General features: G+C 49.1%; 15 protein-coding genes. 6 read left to right on the forward strand and 9 right to left on the reverse strand.

Going from position 1 to position 17,073, the window contains the following annotated elements; all coding sequences use genetic code 11:
* Positions 1-247 precede the first annotated feature (247 nt).
* The gene (locus MKX98_RS21155; RefSeq protein WP_113058746.1) at positions 248-886 is read right to left on the reverse strand and encodes an SGNH/GDSL hydrolase family protein; all 639 of its coding nucleotides are present in this window, start codon (positions 884-886) and stop codon (positions 248-250) included.
* Between the two features lie 201 nt (positions 887-1,087).
* Here MKX98_RS21155 and MKX98_RS21160 point away from each other — a divergent pair, with 201 nt between their 5' ends.
* Complete coding sequence (locus tag MKX98_RS21160; RefSeq protein WP_194543473.1) at positions 1,088-1,993, forward strand: rhodanese-related sulfurtransferase; 906 nt, start codon at positions 1,088-1,090, stop codon at positions 1,991-1,993.
* A 100-nt stretch (positions 1,994-2,093) separates the two neighbouring features.
* Here the strand turns inward: MKX98_RS21160 and MKX98_RS21165 are convergent, their stop codons facing one another.
* The 3 genes from MKX98_RS21165 to MKX98_RS21175 all read right to left on the reverse strand — a co-directional run bounded on the left by MKX98_RS21165 (position 2,094) and on the right by MKX98_RS21175 (position 4,545).
* A complete protein-coding gene (locus tag MKX98_RS21165) occupies positions 2,094-2,342 on the reverse strand; it encodes a DUF1450 domain-containing protein (RefSeq protein ID WP_015736210.1) in 249 nt (82 codons plus the stop codon).
* A 91-nt stretch (positions 2,343-2,433) separates the two neighbouring features.
* A complete protein-coding gene (locus MKX98_RS21170) occupies positions 2,434-3,225 on the reverse strand; it encodes an SDR family NAD(P)-dependent oxidoreductase (RefSeq protein WP_194543474.1) in 792 nt (263 codons plus the stop codon).
* Between the two features lie 237 nt (positions 3,226-3,462).
* The gene (locus tag MKX98_RS21175; RefSeq protein ID WP_339218228.1) at positions 3,463-4,545 is read right to left on the reverse strand and encodes a lactonase family protein; all 1,083 of its coding nucleotides are present in this window, start codon (positions 4,543-4,545) and stop codon (positions 3,463-3,465) included.
* 173 nt (positions 4,546-4,718) lie between these two features.
* Between MKX98_RS21175 and MKX98_RS21180 the strand changes: the two genes are divergently transcribed.
* Positions 4,719-4,886, forward strand: a complete 168-nt coding sequence (locus MKX98_RS21180) for a hypothetical protein (protein WP_181469796.1) — start codon at positions 4,719-4,721, stop codon at positions 4,884-4,886.
* Positions 4,887-4,961: 75 nt separating this feature from the next.
* Here MKX98_RS21180 and odhB read toward each other — a convergent pair whose 3' ends face one another.
* The 4 genes from odhB to MKX98_RS21200 all read right to left on the reverse strand — a co-directional run bounded on the left by odhB (position 4,962) and on the right by MKX98_RS21200 (position 10,891).
* Positions 4,962-6,236, reverse strand: coding sequence for a 2-oxoglutarate dehydrogenase complex dihydrolipoyllysine-residue succinyltransferase (odhB, locus tag MKX98_RS21185; protein WP_339218231.1), 1,275 nt, complete (start codon positions 6,234-6,236; stop codon positions 4,962-4,964).
* A gap of 5 nt (positions 6,237-6,241) precedes the next feature.
* A complete protein-coding gene (locus tag MKX98_RS21190) occupies positions 6,242-9,118 on the reverse strand; it encodes a 2-oxoglutarate dehydrogenase E1 component (RefSeq protein WP_339218233.1) in 2,877 nt (958 codons plus the stop codon).
* A 246-nt stretch (positions 9,119-9,364) separates the two neighbouring features.
* Positions 9,365-10,264, reverse strand: a complete 900-nt coding sequence (locus MKX98_RS21195; protein ID WP_233355001.1) for a DUF72 domain-containing protein — start codon at positions 10,262-10,264, stop codon at positions 9,365-9,367.
* A 117-nt stretch (positions 10,265-10,381) separates the two neighbouring features.
* The gene (locus tag MKX98_RS21200) at positions 10,382-10,891 is read right to left on the reverse strand and encodes a metallophosphoesterase family protein (protein WP_220684658.1); all 510 of its coding nucleotides are present in this window, start codon (positions 10,889-10,891) and stop codon (positions 10,382-10,384) included.
* 249 nt (positions 10,892-11,140) lie between these two features.
* Here MKX98_RS21200 and MKX98_RS21205 point away from each other — a divergent pair, with 249 nt between their 5' ends.
* Positions 11,141-11,776 (forward strand): LysE family transporter, encoded by a 636-nt coding sequence (locus MKX98_RS21205; RefSeq protein ID WP_216531952.1) that lies wholly within the window; start codon positions 11,141-11,143, stop codon positions 11,774-11,776.
* Here the strand turns inward: MKX98_RS21205 and MKX98_RS21210 are convergent.
* Entirely contained in the window at positions 11,773-13,149 is a 1,377-nt protein-coding gene (locus MKX98_RS21210) for an amino acid permease (RefSeq protein ID WP_339218236.1), read from the reverse strand. The genes MKX98_RS21205 and MKX98_RS21210 overlap by 4 nt on opposite strands.
* Positions 13,150-13,361: 212 nt before the next feature.
* Here MKX98_RS21210 and MKX98_RS21215 point away from each other — a divergent pair, with 212 nt between their 5' ends.
* The 3 genes from MKX98_RS21215 to MKX98_RS21225 are packed head-to-tail and all read left to right on the forward strand — an operon-like array spanning position 13,362 to position 17,022.
* Complete coding sequence (locus MKX98_RS21215) at positions 13,362-14,477, forward strand: endospore germination permease (RefSeq protein WP_339218238.1); 1,116 nt, start codon at positions 13,362-13,364, stop codon at positions 14,475-14,477.
* Complete coding sequence (locus MKX98_RS21220) at positions 14,474-15,886, forward strand: spore germination protein (RefSeq protein WP_339218240.1); 1,413 nt, start codon at positions 14,474-14,476, stop codon at positions 15,884-15,886. Before MKX98_RS21215 ends, MKX98_RS21220 begins: the two co-directional genes overlap by 4 nt.
* A complete protein-coding gene (locus MKX98_RS21225) occupies positions 15,883-17,022 on the forward strand; it encodes a Ger(x)C family spore germination protein (RefSeq protein WP_339218242.1) in 1,140 nt (379 codons plus the stop codon). The genes MKX98_RS21220 and MKX98_RS21225 overlap by 4 nt, the downstream gene beginning before the upstream one ends.
* Positions 17,023-17,073 lie beyond the last annotated feature (51 nt).

Raw genomic sequence — 17,073 nt, forward strand, 5'->3', positions numbered from 1 at the left:
TAATTTTCTACATAAAGCGACAACGCTTCCCCGCTTTCATCGACGAAAGCATTAAAGTCAAAAAATAGGTCGTTCCAATTGAACAACGGTCTATTATGAACATTTTATATGTACCCAATTGTTTTCGTCAATCAAGATTTTATAAAGCGTATGATGGTTTACATAAAGAACATCCCCGGATGTCACATGCTTCCGGGGATGTCAGCCAAATGAAGTATTATTTATATAGTAGAAAAAAAATCAATGTCTACAAAATCGATCGGCCATGCATCGTTGCTAACCACGCTTCGGCCATGAGCGCATGACCTGCCGGTGAAGGATGAACACCGTCAGCTGCCCAATAACTCATCTCTATCTTGGAGCTGGCTGCAGCAAAAATGCCGTCGAGCGGAACGTACAACGTCTCAAATTCTCGCGACAATTCCCGAACGGCCTGAATCTTGGGATCCAGATCCTCCCGCCACTCCTTCTTCGCTTCCGTAACAGGCAGCAAGAACGGCTCCATGAGAATAAAGTTTGCACCGGTTAACTCGCGGGTTTGGATAAGAAGCTCACGATACCCTTCATAGTAGGCTTCCACCGATGTTGCTTCACCCCGGTTATACTTCCTGCCGGTCTCATTAATACCGACCAGGATGGATACCCATGTCGGATCCAGATCAATACAGTCTTCCTCCCAACGCCCCCGCAAATCGACGACCCGGTTACCGCTGATTCCGCGGTTTACAAAACGCAGCCTTTTCAAAGGCAGCTCCATGCTTAGCCGGGCAGCAGCCATCAGCGCATATCCGTTCCCCAAACTGTCCGACTCCTCGTAATTTCGACCGCAATCGGTAATACTGTCGCCCTGAAACAATACGAGTGCATTCTGTTCGATATGTACCATGCTGTTCAACGCCTCCAATAATGAAAGTGTTCTCCTGCTCACCCCTTCATCATAACCGCTTTCAGGCGTTCATGAAACCCTTTAATTTCACATATCATGCCAAACTTTCTATACATTTAAGTTGACTATGTGGAGTGAATTCACTACAATTCTATAGGTACACGTATGGCTGAATATATAAAAAGAACAGGTGATTAAATCATGTCAGAGCAACAGAACTATCAGATCCTTCTCTATTATAAATTTGTTCAAATCCCGGACCCTGAAGCGTTCAAAGACGAGCATCTGCAATACTGCAAAGATCTCGGACTCAAAGGACGGATTCTGATTGCCTCCGAAGGCATCAATGGCACGGTATCCGGCACGATTGAACAAACTGAACAATATATGCAGGATATGCACGCTAATCCGCTATTTGCGGACATGGTATTTAAGATTGACCCTTCCGAAGGGCACGCATTCAAAAAGATGTTTGTCCGTCACCGCGAAGAACTCGTTACCTTCCGGGTGGAAGATGAGCTCGACCCTAACGAGATTAGCGGAAAACGCTTGTCGCCTCAGGAATTCTTTGAACATTTGCAGCGTGATGATGTCATCGTCATCGACGGGCGGAATGACTACGAATACGATATCGGCCACTTCCGCAATGCGATACGTCCAGAGGTGCAATCGTTCCGTGAGTTTCCGGAGTGGATTCGCGAGAACCTGAGCGAGCACAAGGATAAAACCATCCTGACTTACTGCACAGGGGGCATTCGCTGTGAGAAGCTGACTGGCTTCATGCTTAAGGAAGGCTTCAAAGACGTTGCCCAGCTTGAGGGCGGCATTGTCACCTACGGTAAAGACCCTGAAGTCCAAGGCCGTCTGTTCGACGGGAAATGTTATGTATTTGATGAGCGTATTGCCGTGCCGATCAATCAAACGGACGAGGATGTCATCGTTGGTAAATGCCACCATTGCGGAAAGCCTGAAGATCGGTATATCAATTGCGATAATGACGCTTGTCACCTGCAGCATGTATGCTGCGAAGAGTGTGAGGAGCTTCATCATAGCTGCTGCTCTGCGGAGTGTGAAGAAATTGTGGCTGCAAGCCACAATGCTTCCTGAGCCAAGCCAGCCATAAATGCTATAACCAAACGAAAGGGCAAGGTGCGAATCACTCGCACCTTGCCCTTTTACTATACGATCTCGTCTACATTCAGACGTATTAAATATCATGGAAAACAGCCAGTTCAGCTTCGATAGCAGCTTTGATCTTCTCGACGCATTCTTCCGTCGTTGCCGCGAATACACGTTTACCATTCACCAGTGCATATGGCCGCAGCTTGCACAGACCGCAAAGATTCATGCAATCAGCCCGCAGGACAGCGATTTCGGGATACAATTCCTCAAGATGCTCGAGTTCCAAAGCACTCATCAAGTTGCTGTCGCATATTTCCACAACAACAATCCCCATCCCCATCTTCATCACCACTATTCAATTTGACAATACGTTCATTCATTATGAGGAAAACGTCCGGTTTTGTCAAATCGGCCTTTGTAGATGATCAATGAATGAGGGATTCCGCCCCATCAATGTAGATTTCAGTGCCGGTAATATGGGAAGCATCATCGGATGCAAGAAATGCTACAAGCTGGGCAACCTGTGAAGGCTGTCCCGGTCCATCCGCCAAGGGCTGGTCTCCTTCCGGATATTCAATCGGGATCGTCACCTCGTCCAGCTCTGGCTTCGCAATGGTGCTCTCATCAATGTTGGTGGCAATCGCGCCGGGACAAATGGCATTCACCCGGATTTTATAACGTGCAAGCTCCAGAGCCGCCATCTTCATGAAAGCCACCTGCCCGGCCTTCGTGGTGCTGTAGGCTGAGAAACCAAAGCCGGTAAATACCCGGTTACCGTTAATGGAGCTCGTAATGATGATACTTCCTCCGTGCTCCTTCAAATAGGGAATCGCGTATTTAACCGTGGCAAACGTTCCTCTTAGATTAGTGTTGATCGTAGCATCCCATTCATCCAGCTCCATGATCTCGATCGGGGCCTTGGTCCCGTTGATCCCGGCGTTGGCAAACACGATATCAATCTTTCCCCACTTCTCGGCAGCCTGGCTAAAGCAATCTTTCAGCGATTCCGCTTTGGAAATGTCGCAGTTGCCGGTTAGCGCTTCGCCCCCGCCTTGTTCAATCGTTTGTTTAACCTTCTCCACGCGTTCACGATCAATGTCGATCAACAGCAGTTTAGCTCCTTGCTCCGCCAAAAGAAGGGCTGCGGCCTGGCCGATTCCGGAACCAGCACCGGTAACGATGGCTACTTTACCATCCAAACGTTGATTAGTTGACATTGCCACAACCTCCTCGTTTAAGTTTTCCTGATTATAGATAACCCAACGAGTCCGTGTCTGAATCTTGGTGCCTCGAGCTGTTATGTTGCGTGTACGTAATCAATCTCCTCTCTGCCCAAAAACTCCAGTCAGTAAAAAAGAAATCGCTCCCCGACTCATCATGGTAAACAGCTTACCATTCGAGCGTAAGAACGATCTCTACGTTCATTCGCTATGCGATTACTTGTTCTTTCGAACCTAAAGCTGGAATACCGCTGGTTTTACGCATACCGGCTTGGACTGCGAGACCGTATATCCTGTAAAGGCAAGCTTGCCATCCTCCGGATTCACCTTAAATAATACAAGATTATTCCCGTCTCTATTGGCAACAACCAAGAACTTGCCCCCAGGCATGAGTGTAAAATGACGCGGGTGCCCGCCTTCTGTCGAAATATACTGGACCGGGCTTAAGCGACCGGTATCTTCATGCACGTTGAATACAACAAGGCTGTCATGTCCGCGGTTAGATCCATATACCGTTTTGCCATCCGCAGACACGGCGATTTCGGCGCAGTAACTCTCTCCGTCAAAATCCGCAGGCAGTGTCGATATCGTCTCCAGGACCTCAAAACGACCTTCGTCTTGGATATAGCGAAGCACCGTGACACTGGAATTCAGCTCGTTGATGACATATGCGTAAACACCGCTTGGGTGGAACGCCAGATGACGAGGGCCTACGCCCGCTTCCAGCTGGGTTTCGCCATGAAAGCTCAATTCTTGGGCATTCTCATTTACCGTGTAAGCGAGAATTTTGTCCAGTCCCAAATCCTGTACGAACACGTATTGACCATCCGGACTATAAAACGCCGAATGTGCTCTGGATTGCTGATCTTCCCGCACAGTCACGAGATCGGCATGTCTCTTCTCATCCAGCAGATCACCGACTTGTCCATCCTTCCCGATCGGATGAAGACCTACCAAGCCTCCATGATAACTCGAAACAATCAGATACTTACTCGCTTCATCACGCTGGATATGGCAAGTAGAGCTGCTCACACTGCGAACACGGCTCCGTTCGGTCAGCTTGCCGGCAACAGGGTCAATCTCAAAGCTGATGATCTCGCCAGCCTTACCGCCATCCTCTGAAATTTCGCCAATGGCATATAAACGTCTGGCTTCCGGGTCCACGTTCAGGAAGGTCGGATTCTTAATGCCGAACACCTCATCAAGCAGCTTCAATTCGCCGCTATCCTCATTAAATTCATATACGCATACTCCGCTTTGGTTGTCTTCCGCATACGCACCTGTAAACAGCAGCGTACGCTGGGATGGATTCGCCATAATGCCTATCTCTCCTCTCGTTTATCTATAATGATCATGATTTATGTAATGGACTATCAGTTACCATGTTAACTTCAACCCCAATGAAAATCAAATGACTTGATGTCCGAGGCCTGTTTGTCTTTTGCCATACCGGGTATGTATGTATTATATCGACTGAAGGAGGTATTCCCATGAAACAACCCAACAGCGAGGAAGTACGCAATCAGCAGAATGCGGAGAATGACTCTCAGGAACAAAGAGACAAGGTAAAGAAACATCAGGATGTGGAGCCTCAGGCTGAAAATTGGAACCCTCGGGATCTCCCCGATCCGAACGATAACGATAAATCAAAATCATAATCGCTAATGTAAGAAGGCCGCATGGCAATGTCCATGCGGCCTTCTTATTATGATTGTGTCGCAAAGCTTGGAGAGTTAGCCTTCCAGAAGCAGCGACTCTGGATCTTCAAGGAGCTCTTTAACCGTTACCAGGAAGCGAACCGCTTCGGAACCATCAACGATCCGATGATCATAAGACAATGCGATGTACATCATAGGACGATTCTCCATACGCTCAGCATCAATCGCTACCGGGCGAAGCTGGATTTTGTGCATGCCGAGGATACCCACCTGCGGCGTATTCAGGATCGGCGTAGACAACAGCGAGCCGAAGACGCCGCCATTCGTAATCGTAAATGTACCGCCTTGCAGTTCAGACAAGGACAGCGCATTATTACGAGCCTTCGCAGCCAGATTGCCGATTTCCTTCTCAATCTCGGCAAAGCCAAGACGATCTGCATCGCGCACGACCGGAACAACAAGTCCTTCTTTCGCGGACACCGCTATACCGATATCATAGAATTTCTTCACAACAATATCATCGCCATCGATCTCGGCATTCAGATGCGGGAATCTCTTCAACGCACCTACAACCGCCTTGGTGAAGAAGGACATGAAACCTAGGCCTACGTCATGCTTCTCTTGAAAAGCTTGCTTACGGCGCTTGCGCACATCCAGGATCGCTGTCATATCCACTTCGTTGAAGGTAGTCAGCATGGCAGCCGTATGCTGCGCTTCGACCAAACGATTCGCAATCGTTTGACGACGACGGGACATGCGAGTGCGTTCTACCGGCTTGCCATACTCAGCGGCCGGCGCTTGTGCTGCCGGTGCAGCAGTGGTAGCTGCAGGCTTGCTCGGTGCAGCAGGCTGCTTGGCTTCATTATGATTCTTCACATCATCATGGTAAATCCGACCGATTGGGTCGCGGCCCTGTACCTGGTCCAGATCAATCCCGCGTTCACGAGCCAGTTTGCGTGCGGATGGCGATGCAGTCAGACCCGCTCCTTCCTCGTTCTGAGCCGGTACCGGAGCTTGCGGCTTCGGTGCTTCTGCTGCGGGTGCCGGAGCAGCCTCCGTTTGTGCGGATGCTGGTGCTTCAGCCGCCTTCGCTGCCGGAGCGCTTGCAACGCCTTCCTGCGGAGAAATTTGACCGATAACTTCACCGATCGTTACATTCTCCCCTTCTTGACGAAGGATTTTTTCCACAACGCCTTCTGACTCTGCGCTAATTTCAAGATTAACCTTATCCGTTTCTAACTCGAGCAGCACATCACCGATGTTAACGCTATCCCCTTCTTTAACGTGCCATTTGAATATCGTTCCTTCGGTGATGGATTCGCCCATAGCTGGTACAGTAATTTCGCTCACAGCCGCTACCTCCCCAATGAGATCTCTTGATTTATAGTTTTACGATTAAGGGCAAAAGAAATGATGGTCTGTTGCTCATAAGCATGAACATCCTGATAGCCGCTAGCAGGGCTCGAACGCTCAGGACGTCCGCTGTAACGGACCTCTGTGCCTTTAGGTGCAATTTCACGAATTCTTGGTTCCATGAAGCTCCAGCTGCCCATGTTCTGAGGTTCTTCCTGAACCCACAGAATCTCTTTCAGGTTCGGATACTTCTGCAGCACACGGGAAATTTCTTCTTTAGGGAACGGATACAGCTGTTCCACACGAAGAATATGAATCCAGGACTGATCCTGATCCTTCTGCTTATCCAGCGCATCCTCCAAATCGATTGCAACTTTCCCCGAGCACAGAACAAGGCGCTCCACCTTCTTCGGTGATTGGCCAAGACCCGGCTGCTCCATCACTTTCTGGAAACCGCCCTCACTAAACGCGTTCACAGGCGATGCCACGCGCGGATTACGAATCAAGCTCTTCGGAGCCATAATCACCAGCGGTCTGGCATCTTCCGTTTCGGTCAAGGAAGCCTGTTTGCGCAGCAGATGGAAATACTGAGCAGCGGAAGTCAGATTTGCAACCGTCCAGTTGTCTTCTCCACTCAGTTGGAGGAAGCGTTCCAATCTTGCACTGGAGTGCTCAGGACCATTTCCTTCATACCCGTGAGGAAGCAGCATAACCAAGCTGGACTTCTGTCTCCACTTCGAGCGGCCGGCTGTGATGAACTGGTCAATGATAACCTGGGCACAGTTAACGAAATCACCATACTGCGCTTCCCAGATCACCAAAGTCTCAGGAGAGTACACATTGTAGCCATATTCAAATCCAACGACGGCTGCTTCGGTCAACGGGCTGTTGTGGATCGCAAACGATGCTTTAGCTTGTGGCAACCGGTGCAGCGGGCAGAAGGTCTCCCCATTAACCGCATCGTGAAGCACGAGGTTACGATGGGCAAACGTTGCACGTTCTGCATCCTGTCCCGTAATCCGGATCGGCTTGCCGTCGGCAAGAATCGTAGCGAAAGCCAGCGTTTCGGCATGGCCCCAGTCCACCTTCTCGCCCTCGTCGAGCGAATTGCTGCGGCGCTCGAGAATACGTTGAAGCTTCGGATATACCGTAAAGCCTTCCGGCCACTGCAGAAGTTCGCGATTAATCCCGCGCAGCACTTCTGCAGACACATTCGTAGCTACTTCCGTCTTGGATTTACCGTCAGTAGCGTTCAGCCCCAGCAGGATCTGATCAACAGGATCCTTCGACTTCACGCTCTCGTAAGAATTCTTCAGGACCTCCAGAACGCTATTCTTCAGACCGTCCACTTGTTCTTGGGTCAGAATGTTTCCATCCACCAGTTTCTTCATATAAATCGCGCTGACGGTTGGATGGTTCTTCACCTTCTGGTAGATCAGCGGCTGGGTTGTTTCCGGATCATCGGTTTCGTTATGGCCATATTTCCGGTAACCGACAAGATCAATCAGAATGCTCTTCTTGAACTTGTTGCGATAATCACTGGCTAGACGAGCAACCGCGATACATGCTTCCGGATCATCCGCGTTCACGTGGATAATCGGAATCTCATATCCTTTCGCCAAATCACTCGCATAATGAGTGGATCTGGAATCCTTGCCTTCTGTCGTAAATCCGATACGGTTATTCACGATAATGTGAATCGATCCGCCCGTACGAAATGCCGGCAGTTTATTAAAGTTCAAGGTTTCCGGCACGATCCCTTCGCCAGGGAACGCGGAATCACCATGAATTTGAATGCTCAGCGCTTTGTTTACATCCTGCTTCGGATAACCCGCTTCACTGCGATCCTCCTGAGCAGCACGAGCAAAGCCCTCTACTACCGGATTGACGTATTCCAGGTGACTCGGGTTGTTTGCAAGGGTAATCCGAACCTGCCGTGCTTCATCCTTCTTCAGATAACGGTCCGCGCCCAAATGATATTTCACGTCACCTGTCCAGCCATAGTTAATGCCCATGGAGCCTTCGGATGGAACGAGATGTTTATTCGGAGAGTGCATGAACTCCGAGAAAATCTTGCTGTAATCCTTGCCCAGTACATGAGCCAGGACGTTCAAGCGACCGCGGTGTGCCATCCCCACGAGGATGGAATTGACATCCACTTCGGCCATTTGGCGAACGATCTCGTCAAGCAGCGGTACGAGTGCTTCGTTGCCCTCAACCGAGAAACGTTTCGCACCTACGAACGTGCGGTGCAGGAATTCCTCGAATTGCTCGGCCTCAAGCAGCTTTTTCAAAAGCCCCTTGCGCTCTTCTACGCTCATGGCGGACAAATAACGTCCCGATTCGGCCTGCTGGTTGAGCCATTTGCGTTCTTCTTCATCGTGAACATGGCTAAATTCAAAGGCAATGGAGCCTGTATATAGTTGTAACAGCCGCTGGATTGCCTCTAAGCCATTCTTGACATCGCTAGGAGCCTCCTCCCAGACGATCTCTGCAGGCAGGGCTGCCAAATCCGCTTGGCTGAGTTGGTAGCTTTCTGGTTGAAGCAGACGCGTGTCAGCTTCGTTTCCAATTCCAATCGGATCAATGTCGGCGGCCAGATGACCGTAGGTTCTAATGTTCCATACCAGTTTGCCGGCAGCTACCCCTTTTTTCAGTAATTGCGGGTCGTAGCTAACACCTTGTCCCTGCGAATCCGCTTTCTTTTCATTGTTTTCCAAAGATGGAGGCGGTCCCCAGCTGGCGAACAGCTCACGGTATCCTGGCTCCACAGATTGCGGGTCTTGCAAAAACTTCTCATACTGATCTTGAATGTACCCCAAGTTCGGACCGTGATATTTCTGCCAAGGTCCATCTGTCATTCTGTCAAGGGTCTTCATCGCTGACTCCCTCCGTCAGATTATTTTGATTGCTCAAGGACGGAATTTCTAATTTTACATTTTACGTACTGCATTTTACATTTAATAAACGTTTTCTTACGATTACATTATAATACACTTGGCCTCAATACCGAAAATACCCTTTATATATAATAATGATCTCAGAAACAGATGAATTTGCGTCAATTTATTGACGATTTGTCCACGAACCACCCAATTCTCTGTATAGGGTTCCAATTAAAGTCATTAATCAGAAAAAATATCCACTTCCAGCCAGTCCATCTGCCGCAGAGGTTCAGGTCCGGTATCCATCCCCATCAGCTGGAGAAGCTGTTTGGCGTTATCGGAAGCATCGCCTCCCGAATTGTTATTGAATATAATCCAGCACTGCTTCGACTTCTCAAGCAATTGCTCGATCCATACCTTCCACTGCTCCAATTCCTCTAAGCTGTAACGGTATAAATATCGCACTTCGCGCCAATTGGGCTGACCGCTGGAGTGCCACCCTTCGGCATTACGTCCATGCATCCGGACCATCACAGCCTCCGTACTGGTTGTCTCAAGCACGACCGGTACGGATCCTATGCCTGCTTGCGGCTCGTCGGCTATGCTGTGAATCCAGCCCTCGCTTCGCATAAACTCAAGCGTCTTCTCCCGAAACTCCGGCGCATACCAGCTCTGATGCCGAAATTCCAGGGCTACGGGCACATCCTTCATCCACTCCCGCGTACGCTTCAGAATGTCCACGTGTTTGCGTTCGCACCCGAACCAGGGCGGGTATTGAAACAGAACGGTCCTTAATTTGTCCGCAGCCCGCAATTCCTCAACTGACGTGAGCAAATGATCAAACATCGATTTGACGCTGGGATATCTGTCCTTGCCCTGGCCGCGTGCATGACCTGTCATGCCTTGATAGGCTTTTACAATAAAACCAAAGTGGTCTGGTACGGCAGCTGCCCACTTATTCATTTGTTCCGGTGACGGTATGGCATAGAACGAATTGTCCATCTCCACGAGGGGAAAATGCCGGCTGTACATTTCCAGCCTGTCCGAAGGCCTCGCCCCTTCATCATACAGCTTGTCATGATCTCCCCATCCGGACAGGCCCACCTGAATTACACGCTCATGCTTTTCTTCCTTTAACATAACAATCCTCTCATCCACATGATTTACCATATCGGGGACTTCTATTAATTAACCTCAAGCGGGATATTTCAAAAGCAGGCAACCCCTTACTGATTTTGCCAATGCCTTCATATACGCTTACTTCTGATCGTAAAAAACATGATGCGCCTCCAGTATTCCGTTCTCGATGAGCATCCTTCCATAGGAGTACCGGGGCTGCCGCCTTTTATCCGTGGCGGAACCGGGATTGAAGAGCAGCACCCCTTGCACATGTTCTTTAAACGGGATATGGGAGTGACCGAACAAGATACAATCCACCTCCGTGTCCGCAAAAGCCCTCCTTGCGCGGGAGGGCGTTGTTCCTCCTTGTCCGTGCCCATGCACCATACCAATGCGTTTCCCTCCGATTTCGACCAGCTTCTTGTAACCTAAACGTTCGATGATCCGCTCATCGTCCACATTTCCGGCTACGCCTTCCACCGTGGCATATTGACTAAGCTGTTCATAGAGCTCCCAATTGGACCAGTCACCGGCATGAAGGATAAGATCCGAATGCCTTATATCTTCAAGTAGCGAGGCTGGGAGCTCTTTCGCTTTTCTTGGCATATGGGTGTCTGACAATACCGTAATCCGAAATGGATGACTCATCTTGATGGCCCCCTTCTTCATGATATGAAATGCTGAGAAATCTGCTTTCTAATACCAATCTATATCCTACCAAATAATCGAATCCAAACAAAACCGCGCAGAGTGAGCTGCGCGGTTTGTTAGTCGGTTACCTGACAGAAAAAAATTCCAATTCTAAGTTTTAGTTTGTCCACGTGCTGAATACAATGTATGAGCATGAGAGTACAAGCTTTCTTACTTATCCATGTTCATGACGAGAGGTGGAAGTCAATGAGTATTTTTATTAGCTACATGATTCTGGGACTTTCTCTATCAGCCCCCGTAGGCCCGGTCAATGCAGCGCAGCTCGACAAAGGGATCAAGAAAGGTTTTTGGCATGCATGGTTATTCGGCATCGGTGCGGTCCTGGCGGACATCCTTTATATGATCCTTGTGTACCTGGGCGTTGTGCACTTTCTGAATACGCCTTTCATGCAGACCTTCCTGTGGCTGTTCGGTGCCTTTGTACTTATCTATTCCGGGCTGGAAAGCATCCTAAATGCCAATAAAGTGACGATCAGCCAAGAAAGTAATGAGGATTCATTATGGAGAAGTATGCTCTCCGGGTTTCTCATGTCCGTATCCAATCCGATGACAATCCTATTCTGGCTCGGTATCTACGGCTCCATTCTCGTCAAAACTGCGGCGGACGAGGGATCCGGAAATCTGTTTCTTTACAGCGTGGCCGTGATCGCGGGAGTCGTGATATGGGATTTGTTTATGGCAGCCCTCGGCAGTGTATTCCGCCGATATCTGAGCAATAGAGCCCTCTCCCTGGTCTCCATTCTTTCCGGACTCTCGTTGATTATCTTCGGCGTTTATTTTGGAATTCGGGCTCTTGCCCTGCTATATCCGCTCATATTCTAACGGGCCGGCTTGGGACGGAACTTGGGCTTGTCCGCCTCTCTCGCGCGGCCTTGCCCGGATTTCTTCCACACGGAGCGCATGAATAGCACGACCAGGCCGATTACCAGGATAAATCCGAGACTGATCCAGAGCCCCGGGCGGCTTGTGGGATGCAGCGCGGTCCCACTGACAGCAGCCGCAATCAATAGCATCCCGATATACCTTTTGATTTTGCCCCAAACCGTAAGCTCTATAAGCCGGCCCGCCGATATGAGGATGAAGAACCAATTATACAGCAGCATAAGTCCCGCACCGGTCGTTAAATATTCATAAATCTTGCCTGGCATGAGCAAAGACAACACAATGGATACAATCAATCCGATAGCTGTAAGGGAAAGTGCATATATGGGCGTATCCCGCTTAAACTTTTTCCTGGAAAAAAGCTTGGGAGCGTCCTTATCTTCGGATAACGTAACGAGCATCGTGGTCACTGCATACAGCGAGGCAACCATGGTCGAGAAACCGGCTATAATCAATACAGCATTAAAGATATGCGGAATAAAAGGAAGCTGGTAAGAGCTTAACGCGACAACAAAGGGACTTTTCGTCGTTGAGAATTGATTCCAGGCTACCATGATCACCGCCATGCCAATAGAAAGAACGTATACGATGGATAGCAGCAGTATCATCACTCTACCCGCTATGGGTGCTTCCTTCGGATTCTTCAAGCGAATCGCCATGACCCCCATGACTTCAATTCCGCCAAAGGCATAAAACGCAAAAATCAAGGACGACCACATGCCCATGCCGCCTGCCGGAAAAACTGCGTTCAGGCTGCCAGGAACGTGCAGCTTCGATCCTCCTTTTAACCACCCCATCAAGGCGGCGGCAGCAATGACGAGAAACATGACAATCGCGGCGACCTTAATTACAGCCAAAACATTCTCCAGCCGGTCGAAGCCTTTGTTCCCGATCCATATGACAAACAATCCCAATACGGCATAACCTGACGCAAATATCCACATCGGAACGCCGGGAAACCAAAACCGCGAGAAAATCGCAAGCGCCGTCATCTGGCTCCCCATGATCAACACTTCGGAGCACCAGTACATCCATCCTGTTGAGAAGCCTGCCCACCGGCCGTAGGCTTTTTTGGCATAGGTTCGGAACGAGCCCTTCTGCGGGTCCTCGGCCGTCATCCGCGACAGCACATCGAATACGAAGAAGGTGGCTGTCGCCGCCAGTATTATCGATAGAAGAAAAGCCGGTCCTCCCAGCCGGATACCTAATGCAGATCCGAGAAAATACCCTGTGCCGATCGTTGATGCAACCCCCAGCAGCGATAGCTGCCACCATTTCAAGTTCCCTGCCTCCGTCTTCGCCCCTTTGTTCACGGCTCAATCCTCCAGAATATTGTTATGGTTCGTTCAAAACTTTCCTTATTATGAAGGGAACGTCCGTGCTTTATGTACAAGGCGGCCGACCTAAAAATACCTTTTTGGAAAAACAGAATGCTATGTCCTAACCTCTTGCTGGGTTCTCTCGCATATTTTGGTTGTTCTCCGTGAACCATAAACGGGAAGAAAGCTGAATTGGGGGATCACACATGTCAGGAGCTCGCGGTATTCCAACGAATCAGGCGTTTATGATTATGATGCTTACGGCCGGCTTGACCAATCATGTCATGATCATACCCGTGCTTCTGGAGAAATCAGGACGGGATGCCTGGATCACCATTATGGTGTCCGCCGTATTATTCTTGCCCTGGGTTCTGCTTATTTACGGGATTATCAATAAAATCGGCAATCGTTCCATCACGCAGGCGTTAGACGAAAGCAGCGGCAGAGGGTTCCGCCTGCTGGTGATGAGTATGTCAGGTTTGTATTTTTTCGCCTTTGCCTTCTATACCTTGAAGGAAGTTATCGATTGGACGAAGTCCTCCTATATGATCCAAACTCCCGTCATTGCAACGGCATTGATACTCATGGTGTTATGTCTTGTCACTATGAATCACGGCATAAAGACCATCGGCGTATCTGCCGGCATATTGCTTCCTTTTGTTGTATTGCTGGGGATCTTCGTATCCTTATCCAACGTTAAAGTAAAAAACTATAACTATCTGCTGCCCGTGCTGGAGGACGGCTTCCTGCCGGTGATTAGCGGGATCCCCGTTATGTTCGGAGGGCTATCCCAGTTTATATTGATATTATTCTTGCGTCCCCATCTTCAGAAAAAGCCTAGTTTTCTTACGATCCTACTCATCCATGTCGTCCTCATATTCCTGACGTTCGGACCCACCGTCGGAGGTCTTGCCGAATTTGGTCCGGAAGAAATGAAGCTTCAGCGGTATCCTGCCTATGAACAGTGGCGTCTCGTTAAGTTAGGCAAATTCGTGGAGCATGTCGATTTTTTATCCATTTTTCAATGGCTTAGCGGTGCTTACATCTCGATATCGGTTTCGATTTTTATGCTCTGCGAAACCCTGCTTCCCAAGTCCAAACAAAGTGTCGGCATATTAGCCGTTTCCACGCTGCTCATTATTTTGTGCGCCTCCCCGATCAGCAATCTCAAAATGTATTATGCGATGGCCGACTATTTTTTGCCCGTGTCCGCCATCTATATTACCATCTTAAGCCTGCTGCTGTTCTTCCTGATCCGCAAGCCCGAGCAACAACAGCAACAACAGAAATCCACTTCAGCGAAAGGAGAACCTCAATCGTGACCTTGACAGAGCAACAACTTCGAGACCGTTATACCGATTCCGATGACGTATACATTACGTCTTATCCGGGTGAGGAAGGCGATTTATTGCCATGGGCGATCCTAGTTTACAGTCCGTTAATGTGCGATTCACAACTGCTGTCCAAAATTCTGCTGCCTGTTATCAGTAAAGAATGGAATATGGCGGTTTCCCAAAGACAACCGTTCGATCCAAAACATCTGGAATATCATCTTACCCTTGACATATACGAGTCCAACATGGAGTCGGTCGATGACATTGTTTACTCTGGTTATGTTGCGTTGTATTTTCCAAAGGACAACATGCTCTATTCTTACAGCGCAAGTAAAAGTATTGGACGTGCACCTGAAGAAAGTACTACAGAAACCTCTGTCAAAGGACCTCGTGACGGTTTTGTCGAGGATCTGGATATCAATGTATCGCTTATTCGCAAACGGCTGAAATCTCCCGGCCTTGTCTATTCCTCCTTTAAGCTGGGCGATAAGAGTAAAACCTCTGTCGGCATCATGTACTTAAAGGACAAGGTGATACCGGAGACTGTCAAGGCAATCGTAGATAAACTCAATGATTTCTCCGGGGATCCTCCCGTGGGCATCGGCGAGCTTGCCGAGCATTTGTCGCCATATCGCTTCACGGTGCTCCCGATGTTCGATTATACGGGGAGAACGTATCTAGCTTACGACTCTTTAACTCGCGGCCGATTAATCATCATTATGCAGGGAAGCCCCGTGCTATTGATTGCGCCTGCCAGCTTCATGCAGCTCCTGTTTGCTGCAGAGGATCCGCAAATGCCGTTTTATTTCGTCATGCCCTGGAGAATTCTGAGAATGGTTGGATTCATAATCTCCATTTTCCTTCCAGGATTCTATATAACGCTGTTGTCCTTTCATCAGGATCAAATCCCCTTTCCGCTGCTGGCAACCGTGGCAAACACCAGGCTCGGGCTTCCTATTCCAACAGGGTTTGAGATGCTCATCATCCTGTTTCTGCTCAGCCTGCTGCGAGAAGCCGGCATGCAGATGCCGTCTCCCATCGCGTCAACCATTACGGTTGTATCCGGTATCATTATCGGCGACGCCGCCATTCGGGGCGGTTTCTTTTCCCCGACGATGACGGTGATTGGTGCACTATCCTTCGTTGCGGGCTCCACCCACTCCAACCAGGATTTTGTTGTCACGCAGACGATCCTTCGCTTTTTTGTCCTAACCCTTTCCTCGATGTTCGGGTTATTCGGCTTCTTCATTTCGCTCTTCTTAATCGTTCAGTATGCAGCCAACCATAATCCCTTCGGACAGCCGTACCTTGCCCCCTTCTCCCCGTTCTCCATTTCCAAAATCATTGGAAACCTCATGCGATTTCCGGGTAAGCGAAAAAAGGGTGGCGCGCTATGAAACGGGTATTGATGCTCCTGAGTATGCTGTCTTTGCTGCTCTCCGGCTGCTGGGACAACAAAGAAGTACAGGATATCAACTATATCACCGCTTTGGGTATCGATTATATGGACAATAAGTATATCATCTATGTGCAGATGCTCGACTTTGCCACGATTGCCAAGCAAGAAAGCAGCAAGCCAACTGAAAAAGCGCCCATTTGGGTCGGGCGAGGAACCGGCACTACATTGACTGAGGCCCTTATTGATTTGTATACATCGAGTCAGCAGCGGGTCTCTTGGGGCCATGTCACGGCCTTGGTTCTTACGGAATCCGTATTACAACCTAAGCAGTTGTCCCAAGTGTTCGACCTGACCAACCGTTCGCAGGAAATCCGGTATACGAAATGGCTTTACGGCACCAAGGATAAAATGGAGGATCTCTTTACGGTGTCTCCGTTCTTTCAGCTCTCCCCCCTGCATTCGCTCCTTCATGAACCCAGGGAAAGCTATGTCCAATTCTCGTTTATTCGTCCGATTCAATTCGTGAACTTTATTCGTCTCTACCGGGAAAAAGCCGCCACCGTTATACTGCCTTCCCTTCATATTTCAACGCAGAACTGGTCGGAAAATCTGAAGCAGCATCCGATTCTGGAAGTCAACGGCGGATTTCTGATCAAGAACAAGGAATTGATGGGCTGGCTCAAACGTTCCGATCTGCTGGGGACCCGCTGGTTAGCATCGGCTAATACTCACGCTGCCGTCATCGTTAAGACGGATGGCGAAGCCATCGGTAGTATAAGACTGGAGAACCCGCACTCTTCGATTGAAGTTATCCGCAGACCCAACGATGCTTTATATCGAATCAAGCTCAACGTAACCGGGACGGTACAGACAATGTACAAGACGGTTGGAATTAATGAAATGAAGCGCTTAACAGAAGAGACCCTGCGAAAAGAAATGCATAATACCTTCCATAAAGCAGCATTGATACACGCGGATCCGTACGAGTTATGTCTCCAATTGTACCGAACGGATCCGAAGCTCTGGAAGAAACTAGTGGAACAGAAAAAAGAGATTAATGATGAAACGCCTCTTGAGCTTGAAGTTGACGTCAACCTCCGATATTGGGGACAGCGCAAAAGCTTGAACCGATGAACGCGGGTGTATGAACTGCCGCATATACCTGAAGTGTGAAAACAACAAAAA

This window comes from Paenibacillus sp. FSL W7-1332 (genome assembly GCF_037969785.1).
GTDB lineage: Bacteria > Bacillota > Bacilli > Paenibacillales > Paenibacillaceae > Paenibacillus_AQ.

Bases quoted from the DNA above. Each gene is read 5' to 3' on its own strand.
- MKX98_RS21155 (WP_113058746.1), bottom strand. From the start codon at position 886: ATGGTACATATCGAACAGAATGCACTCGTATTGTTTCAGGGCGACAGT.
- MKX98_RS21160 (WP_194543473.1), top strand. From the start codon at position 1,088: ATGTCAGAGCAACAGAACTATCAGATCCTTCTCTATTATAAATTTGTT.
- MKX98_RS21165 (WP_015736210.1), bottom strand. From the start codon at position 2,342: ATGGGGATTGTTGTTGTGGAAATATGCGACAGCAACTTGATGAGTGCT.
- MKX98_RS21170 (WP_194543474.1), bottom strand. From the start codon at position 3,225: ATGTCAACTAATCAACGTTTGGATGGTAAAGTAGCCATCGTTACCGGT.
- MKX98_RS21175 (WP_339218228.1), bottom strand. From the start codon at position 4,545: ATGGCGAATCCATCCCAGCGTACGCTGCTGTTTACAGGTGCGTATGCG.
- MKX98_RS21180 (WP_181469796.1), top strand. From the start codon at position 4,719: ATGAAACAACCCAACAGCGAGGAAGTACGCAATCAGCAGAATGCGGAG.
- MKX98_RS21190 (WP_339218233.1), bottom strand. From the start codon at position 9,118: ATGAAGACCCTTGACAGAATGACAGATGGACCTTGGCAGAAATATCAC.
- MKX98_RS21195 (WP_233355001.1), bottom strand. From the start codon at position 10,264: ATGTTAAAGGAAGAAAAGCATGAGCGTGTAATTCAGGTGGGCCTGTCC.
- MKX98_RS21200 (WP_220684658.1), bottom strand. From the start codon at position 10,891: ATGAGTCATCCATTTCGGATTACGGTATTGTCAGACACCCATATGCCA.
- MKX98_RS21205 (WP_216531952.1), top strand. From the start codon at position 11,141: ATGAGTATTTTTATTAGCTACATGATTCTGGGACTTTCTCTATCAGCC.
- MKX98_RS21215 (WP_339218238.1), top strand. From the start codon at position 13,362: ATGTCAGGAGCTCGCGGTATTCCAACGAATCAGGCGTTTATGATTATG.
- MKX98_RS21225 (WP_339218242.1), top strand. From the start codon at position 15,883: ATGAAACGGGTATTGATGCTCCTGAGTATGCTGTCTTTGCTGCTCTCC.